The sequence below is a fragment of the Streptomyces sp. PU-14G genome, from assembly GCF_041028275.1.
In the GTDB taxonomy this organism is placed as follows: Bacteria; Actinomycetota; Actinomycetes; order Streptomycetales; family Streptomycetaceae; genus Streptomyces.
Map to the genome: position 1 here is coordinate 1 of NZ_JASKYT010000212.1, position 12,350 is coordinate 12,350.

Annotated in this window: 11 protein-coding genes and 1 pseudogene; all 12 read left to right on the forward strand. The window is 72.2% G+C overall.

Annotation, left to right across the window (positions count from 1 at the left end; genetic code table 11):
- Nucleotides 1-182 precede the first annotated feature (182 nt).
- Nucleotides 183-935: pseudogene (locus tag AB8Z75_RS22525) on the forward strand (amidohydrolase family protein); the annotation flags it as partial.
- Nucleotides 932-2,065, forward strand: coding sequence for an allantoicase (gene alc / locus AB8Z75_RS22530; protein WP_369204794.1), 1,134 nt, complete (start codon nucleotides 932-934; stop codon nucleotides 2,063-2,065). The pseudogene AB8Z75_RS22525 and the gene alc, both read left to right, overlap by 4 nt.
- Before the next feature lie 192 nt (nucleotides 2,066-2,257).
- Nucleotides 2,258-2,683, forward strand: a complete 426-nt coding sequence (locus AB8Z75_RS22535) for a ribonuclease domain-containing protein (RefSeq protein ID WP_369204796.1) — start codon at nucleotides 2,258-2,260, stop codon at nucleotides 2,681-2,683.
- A 274-nt stretch (nucleotides 2,684-2,957) separates the two neighbouring features.
- A complete protein-coding gene (locus AB8Z75_RS22540; RefSeq protein ID WP_369204808.1) occupies nucleotides 2,958-3,887 on the forward strand; it encodes a sugar kinase in 930 nt (309 codons plus the stop codon).
- Nucleotides 3,888-3,987: 100 nt separating this feature from the next.
- A complete protein-coding gene (locus tag AB8Z75_RS22545; protein WP_369204798.1) occupies nucleotides 3,988-4,638 on the forward strand; it encodes a bifunctional 4-hydroxy-2-oxoglutarate aldolase/2-dehydro-3-deoxy-phosphogluconate aldolase in 651 nt (216 codons plus the stop codon).
- Between the two features lie 115 nt (nucleotides 4,639-4,753).
- Entirely contained in the window at nucleotides 4,754-5,986 is a 1,233-nt protein-coding gene (locus tag AB8Z75_RS22550) for a cytochrome P450 (protein WP_369204800.1), read from the forward strand.
- Nucleotides 5,987-6,176: 190 nt separating this feature from the next.
- A complete protein-coding gene (locus tag AB8Z75_RS22555) occupies nucleotides 6,177-6,671 on the forward strand; it encodes a GNAT family N-acetyltransferase (protein WP_369204802.1) in 495 nt (164 codons plus the stop codon).
- Nucleotides 6,672-6,799: 128 nt separating this feature from the next.
- Nucleotides 6,800-7,519, forward strand: a complete 720-nt coding sequence (locus tag AB8Z75_RS22560; RefSeq protein WP_369204810.1) for a GntR family transcriptional regulator — start codon at nucleotides 6,800-6,802, stop codon at nucleotides 7,517-7,519.
- 331 nt (nucleotides 7,520-7,850) lie between these two features.
- Complete coding sequence (locus tag AB8Z75_RS22565) at nucleotides 7,851-8,816, forward strand: sugar ABC transporter substrate-binding protein (protein WP_369204812.1); 966 nt, start codon at nucleotides 7,851-7,853, stop codon at nucleotides 8,814-8,816.
- On the forward strand, nucleotides 8,813-10,006 hold the full coding sequence (locus AB8Z75_RS22570) for an ABC transporter permease (RefSeq protein ID WP_369204804.1): 1,194 nt from the start codon (nucleotides 8,813-8,815) through the stop codon (nucleotides 10,004-10,006). The genes AB8Z75_RS22565 and AB8Z75_RS22570 overlap by 4 nt, the downstream gene beginning before the upstream one ends.
- A complete protein-coding gene (locus AB8Z75_RS22575) occupies nucleotides 10,003-10,905 on the forward strand; it encodes an ATP-binding cassette domain-containing protein (protein ID WP_369204806.1) in 903 nt (300 codons plus the stop codon). The genes AB8Z75_RS22570 and AB8Z75_RS22575 overlap by 4 nt, the downstream gene beginning before the upstream one ends.
- Nucleotides 10,906-11,090: 185 nt before the next feature.
- Nucleotides 11,091-12,182 (forward strand): ROK family glucokinase, encoded by a 1,092-nt coding sequence (locus AB8Z75_RS22580; protein WP_114017747.1) that lies wholly within the window; start codon nucleotides 11,091-11,093, stop codon nucleotides 12,180-12,182.
- Nucleotides 12,183-12,350: the final 168 nt, after the last annotated feature.

A 12,350-nucleotide genomic window follows, 5' to 3' on the forward strand; every position in this document is an offset into this window, starting at 1 on the left:
GCTCATCCAGCTCGCCGAGCAGCACGGCACCCGCGTCCACGGGGGGGGGGGGGGGGGGGGGGGGGGGGGGGGGGGGGGGGGGGGGGGGGGGGGGGGGGGGGGGGGGGGGGGGGGGGGGGGGGGGGGGGGGGGGGGGGGGGGGGGGGGGGGGGGGGGGGGGGGGGGGGGGGGGGGGGGGGGGGCCCCAGAAGGGCGGCCCCGCCTACCGCGACTTCCTCGCCTCCCGCCCCCGCTCGGCCGAGAACGACGCCATCGCCCTGCTCATCCAGCTCGCCGAGCAGCACGGCACCCGCGTCCACGTCCTGCACCTGTCCTCCAGCGACGCGCTGCCCCTGCTGGCCAAGGCGCGCGCCGACGGGCTCCGGCTCACCGCCGAGACCTGCCCGCACTTCCTCACCCTGACCGCCGAGGAAGTCCCCGACGGCGCCACCGAGTTCAAGTGCTGCCCGCCCATCCGCGAGAAGGAGAACCAGGACGCGCTCTGGCAGGGCCTGGCCGACGGCACCCTCGACTGCGTCGTCTCGGACCACTCGCCCTGCACCACCGACCTCAAGACCCCCGACTTCGGCACCGCGTGGGGCGGTATCTCCTCCCTCCAGCTCGGGCTGCCCGCCATCTGGACGGAGGCCCGCCGCCGCGGGCTCGGCCTGGCCGACGTCGTCCGCTGGATGTCCGAGGCACCCGCCCGGCTGGCCGGCCTCGACGCCAAGGGCGCCATCGCGCCCGGACGCGACGCCGACTTCGCCGTCCTCGCACCCGAGGAAACCTTCACCGTGGACCCGGCGCACCTGCACCACCGCAACCAGGTGACCGCCTACGCGGGCAAGACGCTCGACGGCGTCGTCCGCTCCGCATGGCTGCGCGGCGAGCGCGTGGCCGACCACGGTGTGCCCACCGGAAAGACCGGCCGACTCATCGAAAGGAAGGCAGCATGACAGCGGCGCAGACCGCCGGAATACCCAGCTACACCGGAGATGCGGAGCCCTACTCGGGCGGCGACACCTACGCCGACTACCGCGCGCCGGAGGCCGGGTTCCCCTTCGCCCACCTCCCCGACCTGGCCGACCGACGGCTGGGCGCCACTGTCATCGCCGCCAACGACGAGTTCTTCGCCGAGCGGGAGAACCTGCTCAACCCCGAGCGCGCCGAGTTCGACCCGAACGCCTTCCAGCACAAGGGCAAGATCATGGACGGCTGGGAGACCCGCCGTCGCCGCGGGGCCTCCGGCGAGGAACCGCACCCGGCCGAGGGCGCGAACGACTGGGCGCTCATCCAGCTCGGCACCCCCGGCGTCATCCGCGGCCTCGTCGTCGACACCGCGCACTTCCGCGGCAACTACCCGCTGGCCGTCTCCGTCGAGGCCACGTCGATGCCGGGATCGCCCTCGCCCGAGGAGCTCCAGGCCGACGACGTGAAGTGGACGACCCTGGTGCCCCACACCCGCGTCGGCGGGCACGCGGCCAACGGGTTCACCGTCACCGAGGAGAAGCGCTTCACCCACCTGCGGCTGCGCCAGTACCCCGACGGCGGCATCGCCCGGCTGCGGGTGCACGGCGAGGTCGTGCCCGACCCCGAGTGGCTCGGCGCGCTGGGCAGCTTCGACCTGGTGGCCATGGAGAACGGCGGGCTCGCCGAGGACGCCTCCGACCGCTTCTTCTCGCCGCCGGTCAACACGATCGTCCCGGGCCGCTCGAAGAAGATGAACGACGGCTGGGAGACCCGCCGCCGCCGCGACAAGGGCAACGACTGGATCAGCTACGCGCTGACCGGCCAGGGCCGCGTGCGCGCCGTCGAGATCGACACCGCCTGCTTCCGCGGCAACGCGGCCGGCTGGGTGGCCCTCGTCGGCAAGGACGGCGAAAACGGTGAGTGGACCGAACTGCTGCCGCGCACCCGCCTCCAGCCCGACACCATCCACCGCTTCCTGCTGACGGAAGCGCCGGCGGTCACCCACGTGCGCATGGACATCTACCCCGACGGCGCCATCTCCCGGCTCCGCCTGCACGGCTCCCTCACCGACGAGGGCGCCCGCCGCCTCGCGGCCCGCCACGCCGAGCTGAGCTAGCACTTTCCTGCGGCTCCCGGGCCCCGGTCCGGTGAGGGGGTGCCGCTGTCCGCAGTGTGCGGGCGAGAGAAGGCCACGCGCGCCGTCGCGAAGGGAACAGCAGCCCGACGCGGCGGCGCGTCAGCGTGAACGCCCCGCAAAAATCCGGTACTTGCCGTTGACACGTCCTCTACGCGCGTCACCATGGGTGCCATGAGATTCCCCCCACATATCAAGCGCATCGGCGCCGCGGGCGCCCTCGCCGCCGCCCTGCTCGCGGGCGGCCCCGCCCTCACCACCGCGAGCGCCGCCGCACCGGCGCCCACCGTGGCGGCGGCCCAGCACGTCGCCGCCGTCGGCGACATCTGCTCCTCGAAGCTGCCCGCCGAGGCGCACGAGACCCTCGACCTCATCGAGCAGGGCGGCCCCTACCCCTACCCGCAGGACGGCACCGTCTTCCAGAACCGGGAGGGCATCCTCCCGGACCAGAGCGAGGGCTACTACCACGAGTACACCGTCGAGACCCCCGGCTCCGACGACCGCGGAGCCCGCCGCATCGTGACCGGGGAGGAGGACCAGGAGGACTACTACACAGCCGACCACTACGCGTCCTTCGACCTCGTCGACTACACCTGCTGAGGCTCCACAGCCACACCTGCTGAGGCTCCACAGCCCCAGGTCCGAGCACCGGGTCCCCACGCCCCGGGCTCCCCGGCGGCCGTTGTCCCGTATTGGGACGGCGGTCGCCGCTTTGCGTGTAACGTTCGGCTCTCATCCCCGGTGCCCCGGCCCCCCGGGGGTGGTCAACCTGCCGTGAGCGGGTAACGTTCCCCACAGAGAGTGATGCGTCGGCGGTAGATATGGGGAGTTACCGGTGAGAAACGGCCCGGAAGCGGTCACGTGCGGTGAGGCCATGCTGCTCATGCTCGCCGAGCCCGGCCTTCCCCTGGAACGTGCGGCGCACTTCCGCCGTTCCGTCGCGGGCGCCGAGTCGAACGTCGCGGCGGGCCTCGCCCGGCTGGGCCACTGGGCCCGCTGGATCGGCCGCGTCGGGGACGACCCCGCCGGCGAGGCCGTCCTGCGGGAACTGCGCGCCGACGGCGTGGACGTCTCCTGCGCCGAGATGGACCCCGAGTCGCCCACCGGCCTCCTGCTGCGTGACAGCCACCCGCAGCGCGCCATCGACGTGCAGTACTACCGCACAGGATCGGCCGCCTCCCTGCTCAGTCCGGCGCAGATCACCCCCGAGTCGCTGGCCGGAGTGCGGCTCGTGCACGTCACCGGCATCACGCCGATGCTCTCCGAGGACGCCGAACGGGCCACGCACGCCCTGATCGAGGGCGCCAGGCAGGCGGGCGCCACCGTCTCCTTCGACCCCAACGTCCGCCGCAAGCTGGGCACGGAACACGAGTGGATACGGCGGGTCGGCCCGCTGCTGCGCGAGGCCGATCTCGTGCTCGCGGGGGAGGACGAGCTGGAGCTGCTGCTGGGCGCGGGCCCCGAGGAGGGCGCCAAGGCGCTGCTGACGCTGGGCCGCGCCGGCACGGTCGTCGTCAAGCACAGCGACCACAGCGCGGTCGCCCACACCGCCGAAGGCCGCTGGCGGCAGGAACCGTTCGACGTCCCGGTGGCCGACCCGGTGGGCGCGGGTGACGCGTTCGCCGCGGGCTGGCTCTCGGCCCGGCTGCGCGGGCTCGACCAGCAGCGCGCGCTCGCCGAAGCGGCGTGCGTGGCCGCGCTGGTCGTCCAGGCGCCGGGAGACACCGACGGGCTGCCCACGGCCGCGGGCCGCGACCGCGCGCTGGAGGCGTTCACCCGCGGCACCGATCCGGTCCACCGCTGAGCCCCGCACCCCCCGCCGAGAACCCCGCCGAGCCCGCGGAACCGCAGGGCGAAGGCCGGCGTCCCGGCAACCGACAGAACAAGAGAGGCGGCGAACTGCCGTGTACCGCTGGGAGATCACCAAAGCAGCGCTGGAACAGCGCGTCTTCGCCATCGTGCGCGCGGACAGCTACGAGAAGGCCACCGCCACCGCCGACACCCTCCTCGGCGCCGGGCTGACCAGCATGGAGATCTCGCTGACCACGCCGTACGCGTTCGACGCGATCACCACACTCCGGCGCGAGACCGGGGAGGAGACCGTGATCGGCGCCGGTACCGTCCTGGACGGACCCTCGGCGCGGCGTGCCGTCGACGCGGGCGCCCTCTTCCTGGTCTCGCCCAGCCTGGACGAGGACGTCATACGCACCGGACACCGCTACGGCGTGCCCGTCTTCCCCGGGGTCGCCACGCCCACCGAGATGGTGCGGGCGCTGGAGCTGGGCGCCGACGGCCTCAAGCTCTTCCCGGCCTCGGCCCACGGCCCGCGCTGGCTGCGGGACGTGGCCGCGGCGCTGCCCCAGGCGCCGGTGCTGCCCACCGGAGGCATCACCGTGGAGACGGCGCCCGAGTGGATCGCCGCGGGAGCCGTGGCCTGCGGCATGGGTTCGGCGCTCACCGAGGGCGACCGCGAGGCGGTGGCCAAGCGCGTCACGGAGTTGCTCCAGAGCCTCGCGGACGCGGCGCCCGCCGGCACCCCGGGCTCCTACCGCTGACCTGTCCGCCTCGGCTCGCCGTCGATCCGTTGGGCTCGGTTTCCGGCCGCCGGTCACCTGGCCGGATAACGCCAGTGGAACGCCTCGCTCCGCCTGCGGTCCGTACGATCGCGCCATGGCTGACCTGAGCGTGGTGGAGCTGAGCCCGAACGCGGACGGCATCGTCGACCTGGCGGCGCTGGGGGAGGAGTTCGTCCGCGACCCCTACCCCTTCTACGCCGCGCTGCGCGAGCGCGGTCCCGTGCACCGCGTCCGCATCCCCGAAGGCGCCCTCGCCTGGATGGTGGTCGGGCACGACGCGGCGCGCGCCGCCCTGGCCGACGACCGGCTCTCCAAGAACTGGGCCAACGCCGCGCCCGAAGCGGGAGCCAACTCCGTCTCCTCCGGCTACCACATGCTGATCGCCGACCCGCCCGACCACACGCGGCTGCGCAAACTGGTCGCCCGGGAGTTCACCACGCGCCGGATCGCGGCGCTGGAGCCGCGCATCCGCGAGATCACCGGGGAGTTGCTGGACGCCCATCTCGCCGGTGCCGGCGGCCGGGCCGACCTGGTGGCGGCGCTGGCCTTCCCCCTGCCGATCACCGTGATCTGCGAACTGCTCGGCGTCCCCGGCCTGGACCGCGACCGCTTCCGCGAGTGGTCGGACAACGCGCTGGGCATCGCCCCCCGCGAGGAGAAGACCGTCCACGCGCGGGCCCTGAGCGGCTATCTGGCCGAACTGCTGGAGCACCGCAGGACCCGACCGGGCGACGACCTGCTCAGCGCCCTGATCCGCACCAGCGACGAGGACGGTGACCGGCTCGACGAGCAGGAACTGCTCGGTATGGCCTGGCTGCTGCTGGTCGCCGGGTACGAGACGACCGTGGGGCTCATCGCCAACGGCGTCCTCGCCCTGCTGCGCCACCCCGACCAGCTGACGGCGCTGCGCGCCGACCCGGCGTTGCTGGAGGGCGCGGTCGAGGAGATGCTGCGCTACGACGGTCCGGTGGAGACCACCACCTACCGCTTCACCACCGAGCCCGTCGAGATCGGCGGCACGCTGATCCCCGGCGGCGGCCAGCTGGTCCTGCCGGTGCTGGCCGACGGCGACCACGACCCGGCGCGCTTCCCCGACGGCGACACCTTCGACATCCGCCGCGCCCCGCGCGGCCACCTCGCCTTCGGCCACGGCCTCCACTTCTGTCTGGGCGCCCCACTGGCCCGGCTGGAGGCGCGGGTTGCCGTCGGCATGCTCCTGGAGCGCACCCGCGAGCTGGAGTTGGACGCCGATCCGGCCACGCTGAAGTGGCGGGAGGGCGTGCTGCTGCGCGGGGTCAAGACCCTGCCGGTGCGCTGGGCGCGCTGAGGGCACCGGGCCGGACACCGCGACCGGCACCGCCGGGAACCACCCGGGTCGGTGACAACTGGACGGCGTCCTTCCGCTGATGGCGGTTCGGTGGGTCGCGTGCGGCGCGCACGCCGTGCTCTTTGCGGGTTCGGGGGAGGTCGGTGCGGAAAGCCCCCAGTGGTCTGGACCGGCTGCGTAGGCTACGGGCATGCGGATCAGCCAGTGCCGGGAAGAAGACGTCGAGACGCTCGATGCGCACATGCCTTTCCGGGGGGCGACCTCGCACCACGGAGTGCGCTGGGCACGGCAGCGGGAGGGACGCGGCACCTTCCTGGTGGCCTGGAGCGAGGAGCGTCCGGTGGGCAGCTGCGAAGTCCGCTGGGAGGGGTGTGAGGCTCCCGAAGTGCGCGCCGTCCACCCCGACTGCCCCGAGGTGAACGGGCTCGGGGTGTGGCCGGAGACGCTGCGCTCCCAGGGCATCGGTACGGCCCTCATCAAGGAGGCGGAGCGGCTGGCCACCGCGCGCGGGTGCCCGGCGATCGGGCTGGGTGTCGAGAAGAACAACCCCCGGGCCCACGCGCTCTACGACCGCCTGGGCTACCGGCCCTCCACGCCGTACCTCGACTGCTGGAGCTACGAGGACGGCGCCGGGGTCACCCACAGGGTGGCCGACGCGTGCGTCTTCATGGTCAAGCTCTTCTAGCGCGCGCGGTCGGAGTCACGCACCGTTGTCCTTTCGTCCTGACAATCGAATGTACGGTTTCCGGTCGTCCGGAAGACCACTACGCTCCCCCCGTGCCCAAGAATGATCCGGTGGACCTGCAACTGAGCGTGGATCGAGCGAGCCCCGTCCCGCTCTACTTCCAGCTTTCCCAGCAACTGGAGAGCGCCATCGAGCGTGGCGCGCTCGCCCCGGGAAGCCTGCTGGGGAACGAGATCGAGCTGGCAGGACGCCTCGGCCTCTCCCGCCCGACGGTGCGGCAGGCCATCCAGTCGCTGGTGGACAAGGGGCTGCTGGTGCGGCGGCGCGGCATCGGCACCCAGGTGGTGCACAGCCAGGTCAGGCGCCCCATGGAGCTGAGCAGCCTCTACGACGATCTGGAGGCGGCCGGGCAGCGGCCGGCCACGCGGGTGCTGCGGGAGAGCGTGGGGGAGGCGACTGCCGAGGTCGCCGCCGCGCTGGGGGTGCCCGAGGGCGCCGAGGTCAGGTCGGTGGAGCGGCTCCGGCTCACCCACGGTGAGCCGATGGCCTACATGCGCAACCACCTGCCGGTCGACCTGCTGACCTGGGAGCGTGCCGAACTGGAGTCCACGGGTCTCTACCGGCTGATGCGGGCGGCCGGGGTGACGCTGCACTCCGCCCGGCAGGCGGTGGGGGCCAAGGCCGCCGACGCCGCGGAGGCCGAGCTGCTGGGGGAGGAGCAGGGTGCGCCGCTGCTCACGATGCAGCGGACCGCCTACGACGACACCGGGCGCCCTGTCGAGTACGGCTCCCACCTCTACCGTGCCTCCCGCTACGCGTTCGACTTCCAGCTCCTGGTGCGCCCGTGATCGGCCGGCTTCCGGTGCGCGGGTGACCTGCCGGGGCGTGGGTGCGGCGCCTGCCGGTTGACGGGCACCGTGTGGCCCGCTACAACACGGCCATGGCGAACGGGCATCCGGCCCGTCCGTCACGTTCCGGCCACGGTGACGGATACTTGTGCGAGGTTCCGGGACTTTTCTCCCGGCAGTGTCCGTAGTCCGTACCGATCCTCCAGCCAGAGAGCAGAACAGGGTGGCCAGCGTGCTCAGGTCCCGGCTCACGTTCCGTACGCCCCGCACGGGCAGGTCGTCCCGTACGGGGCGCGCGCCCGTGCGTACGACAGTCGCTGTGGTGGCCGCGATGGTCGTCGCGACGGCCTCGCTCGCCGGGTGCAGCAGCACCGGAGGCAAGCGGGCCGAGGAGGCACGGCAGGAAGCCGCCTCGGGAAAGGCGAACGTCACCACGCCCCGCTGGAAGTTCGCCATGGTCACGCACTCCGGTGACGGCGACACCTACTGGGACATCGTGCAGAGCGGCGCCAAGCAGGCCGCCGCGAAGGACAACATCGAGTTCCTCTACTCGCACGACAAGGAGGCCGGCCGCCAGGCCCAGCTCGTCCAGACCGCGATCGACAAGAAGGTCGACGGACTGATCGTCACCCTCGCCAAGCCGGACGCCATGAAGAAGGTCGTGAAAAAGGCGGTCAAGGCGGGCATACCCGTCATCACGATCAACTCGGGCCAGGAAGTCTCCCAGGACTTCGGCGCGCTCACCCACATCGGCCAGGACGAGACACTCGCCGGCGAGGCCGTCGGCCGCGAGCTCAACGAGCGGGGGAAGAAGAAGGCGCTCTGCGTCCTCCACGAGCAGGGCAACGTCGGCCACGAACAGCGCTGCGACGGCATCAAGAAGACCTTCGACGGCAAGGTCGAGGACCTGTACGTGGACGGCACCAACATGCCCGGCGTGCAGTCCTCCGTCGAGGCCAAGCTCCAGTCCGACAAGAAGGTCGACTCCGTGGTGACGCTCGGCGCCCCCTTCGCCGCCACCGCCGCCGAGGCCAAGAAGGACTCGGGCAGTGACGCCGAGATCGACACCTTCGACCTCAACGCCAAGGTGGCCGCCGGCCTCAAGGACGGCACCATCGGCTTCGCCGTCGACCAGCAGCCCTACCTGCAGGGCTACCAGGCCGTCGACCTGCTGTGGCTCTACCGCTACAACGCCGACATGCTCGGCGGCGGCAAGCCCGTGCTCACAGGACCGCAGATCCTCACCAAGAAGGACGCGGGCAAGCTGGAGGAGCTCACGAAGCGGGGGACCCGATGACGGTGACGACCGAACCAGGAAAGCCGGAACCCGAAAAGCCGGGCTCCGGAAAGCCGGAACCAGGAAAGCCGGAATCCGGAAAGCCCGAGTCGGGAAAGCCCGAGTCGGGGAAGCCCGAGTCAGCCCAGCGCGGCGGGGAGGGGGAGACGCAGGACGCGCCGGGCCCGGCCGCCGCCGGGGACCGGCTCGTACACCGCCCGCTGCCCGTGCGACTGCTGCGGCGGCCCGAGCTGGGCGCCGTCGTCGGCGCGCTCGCGCTGTTCGTCTTCTTCGCGTTCGTGGCCGACAGCTTCCTGCGGGCCTCCAGCCTCTCCACGGTCCTCTACTTCTCCTCCACGATCGGCATCATGGCGGTGCCGGTGGCGCTGCTGATGATCGGAGGAGAGTTCGACCTGTCGACCGGCGTGATGGTGACGTCCTCGGCGCTGGTCTCCTCGATGTTCAGCTATCAGATGACAGCCAACACCTGGGTGGGTGTCGGCGTGTCGCTGCTGGTCACGCTGGGGATCGGGTTCTTCAACGGCTTCATGCTCACCCGCACCAAGCTGCCCAGCTTCATCATCACGCTGGCCACCTTCCTGATGCTGACCGGCCTCAACCTGGGCCTCACCAAGGTGATCAGCGGGACCGTCACCACCAAGACCATCAGCGACATGGAGGGCTTCGACTCGGCCAGGGCCGTCTTCGCCTCCACGCTGACCCTCGGCAGCGTCCACATCCAGATCACCGTGGTGTGGTGGCTGCTGCTGGTGGCCGTCGCCACCTGGATCCTGCTGCGTACCAGCGCCGGCAACTGGATCTTCGCCGTCGGCGGCGGAGTGGACGCGGCCCGCGCGGTCGGCGTCCCGGTCGCCCGCACCAAGATCGGCCTGTATCTGGGCGTCGCCTTCGCGGCCTGGATCTCCGGCCAGCACCTGCTCTTCAACTACGACACCGTCCAGTCCGGAGAGGGCGTCGGCAACGAGCTGATCTACATCGCCGCCGCCGTCATCGGCGGCTGCCTGCTGACCGGCGGCTACGGCTCGGCCATCGGCGCGGCCGTGGGCGCCTTCATCTTCGGCATGGCCAACAAGGGCATCATCTATGCGCAGTGGAACCCCGACTGGTTCAAGTTCTTCCTCGGGGCCATGCTGCTGCTGGCCACCCTGCTGAACGCGTGGATCCGGAAGCGGGCGGAGGCGACCCGATGAGCGAGAAGACCCAGCAGGACGAGCAGCCCCAGGGAGCCGAGCAGGCCCGGCAGGCCGAGCAGGCCGAGCGAGCCGAGCAGACACGGCAGGCCGAGCAGACCGGGCGAGCCGAGCAGCCCCGGGGCGCGGACGTGCCGCTCGTGGAGTTGACCGGTGTGGCCAAGTTCTACGGCAACATCCGGGCGCTGGAGGACATCTCCCTCACCGTCCACCCCGGCGAGATCACCTGTGTCCTCGGCGACAACGGCGCGGGCAAGTCCACCCTGATCAAAATCGTCTCCGGGCTCCACCAGCACGACGGCGGCACCTTCCGCATCCAGGGCGAGGAGACCCGCCTCGGCTCCCCGCGCGAGGCGCTGGACCGGGGCATCGCCACCGTCTACCAGGACCTGGCCGTCGTCCCCCTCATGCCCGTGTGGCGCAACTTCTTCCTCGGCTCCGAGCCGACCGTCGGCCGGGGGCCGCTGCGCCGCATGGACGTGGCGCGCATGCGGCGCACCACCCACAGCGCGCTGCTGCGCATGGGCATCGACCTGCGCGACGTCGACCAGCCCATCGGCACCCTGTCTGGCGGCGAGCGGCAGTCCGTCGCCATCGCGCGCGCCGTGCACTTCGGCGCGAAGGTGCTGGTGCTGGACGAGCCGACGGCCGCGCTCGGCGTCAAGCAGAGCGGCGTCGTCCTCAAGTACGTCGCCGCAGCGCGGGACGCGGGCCTGGGAGTGGTCCTCATCACACACAACCCCCACCACGCCTACCTCGTGGGTGACCGCTTCGTCCTGCTCAAGCGCGGTGCCATGGCCGGCGCCTACGAGCGGGACGAGCTGGAGCTGGAGGAGCTGGTGCGCCAGATGGCGGGCGGCTCGGAACTGGAAGAGCTCAGCCACGAGCTGGAACGCTGAGCGCGGGAGACAGCCGGGGCGGACCTGGCACGGGGCGGGCGACGTACCGTTGATCCCTGGCAGAATCGAGCCCGCCCGTGAGACCCCTCCCAGAGAGACGACCACTCTTGAACGCGGACAGCTTCCAGCGAGCAGACAGGGCAGACAGGGTCTACCGACGGCGCACCGCCCCCAGTGCAAGCGTCCTGAGAACCGTCAGTACCCGTGAGCGCCGCTCGCACCTGTCGGCTCCCCGCGTGCCCACCGTCGGCATCGACATCGGCGGCACGAAGGTCATGGCGGGTGTCGTGGACGCGGACGGCGCGATCCTGGAGAAGGTCCGCGCCGAGACGCCCGAGAAGTCCAAGAGCCCGAAGGTCGTCGAGGACACCATCGCCGAGCTGGTGCTGGACCTCTCCGACCGGCACGACGTGCACGCGGTGGGCATCGGCGCGGCCGGCTGGATCGACGCCGACCGCTCCCGCGTCCTGTTCGCGCCGCACCTGGCCTGGCGGGACGAGCCCCTCAAGGACGCCCTCACGGCGCGGCTCGCCGTCCCGGTGATGGTCGACAACGACGCGAACACGGCGGCGTGGGGGGAGTGGCGCTTCGGCGCGGGCCGGGGCGAGGACCACCTGGTCATGATCACGCTCGGTACCGGCATCGGCGGCGCGATCCTGGAGGACGGCCGGGTCAAGCGCGGCAAGTACGGGGTGGCCGGTGAGTTCGGCCACATGCAGGTGGTGCCGGGCGGTCACCGCTGCCCGTGCGGTAACAGAGGGTGCTGGGAGCAGTACAGCTCGGGCAACGCGCTGGTGCGGGAGGCCCGCGAGCTGGCGGCGGCCGAGTCGCCGGTCGCGTACGGGATCATCGACCGGGTCGGCGGCCAGGTCGGTGACATCACGGGCCCGCTCATCACGGAGCTGGCCCGCTCCGGTGACGCCATGTGCACGGAGCTCTTCCACGAGGTCGGCAACTGGCTCGGCGTGGGCCTGGCCAACCTCGCCGCAGCGCTGGACCCCTCCTGCTTCGTCATCGGGGGAGGCGTCAGCGCCGCCGACGAACTGCTGATCGATCCGGCCAAGGAGGCCTTCCGCCGCCAGCTCACCGGCCGCGGCTACCGCCCCGAGGCCCGTATCGTGAAGGCACAGCTGGGTCCGGAGGCGGGTATGGTCGGTGCCGCGGACCTCGCCCGGCTGGTGGCCCGCCGCTTCCGCCGGGCCAACCGCCGCCGCCTGGAGCGCTACGAGCGCTACGAGCGCGCGGCCGACAACCTGCGCCGCGCGGTGGGCCAGTGACCGTGGCGGCCACGCCCGACGACCCGTCCACCTCACCCTCCCCGACGCCTGAGACGCCGAGCGCCATGCCGCACAAGGATGAGAGCCCCCGCCCCTACGAGCCCCATGGGGGGGGGGGTATGGTCGGTGCCGCGGACCTCGCCCGGCTGGTGGCCCGCCGCTTCCGCC

Bases quoted from the DNA above. Each gene is read 5' to 3' on its own strand.
- alc (WP_369204794.1), top strand. From the start codon at position 932: ATGACAGCGGCGCAGACCGCCGGAATACCCAGCTACACCGGAGATGCG.
- AB8Z75_RS22535 (WP_369204796.1), top strand. From the start codon at position 2,258: ATGAGATTCCCCCCACATATCAAGCGCATCGGCGCCGCGGGCGCCCTC.
- AB8Z75_RS22540 (WP_369204808.1), top strand. From the start codon at position 2,958: ATGCTGCTCATGCTCGCCGAGCCCGGCCTTCCCCTGGAACGTGCGGCG.
- AB8Z75_RS22550 (WP_369204800.1), top strand. From the start codon at position 4,754: ATGGCTGACCTGAGCGTGGTGGAGCTGAGCCCGAACGCGGACGGCATC.
- AB8Z75_RS22555 (WP_369204802.1), top strand. From the start codon at position 6,177: ATGCGGATCAGCCAGTGCCGGGAAGAAGACGTCGAGACGCTCGATGCG.
- AB8Z75_RS22565 (WP_369204812.1), top strand. From the start codon at position 7,851: ATGGTCGTCGCGACGGCCTCGCTCGCCGGGTGCAGCAGCACCGGAGGC.
- AB8Z75_RS22570 (WP_369204804.1), top strand. From the start codon at position 8,813: ATGACGGTGACGACCGAACCAGGAAAGCCGGAACCCGAAAAGCCGGGC.
- AB8Z75_RS22575 (WP_369204806.1), top strand. From the start codon at position 10,003: ATGAGCGAGAAGACCCAGCAGGACGAGCAGCCCCAGGGAGCCGAGCAG.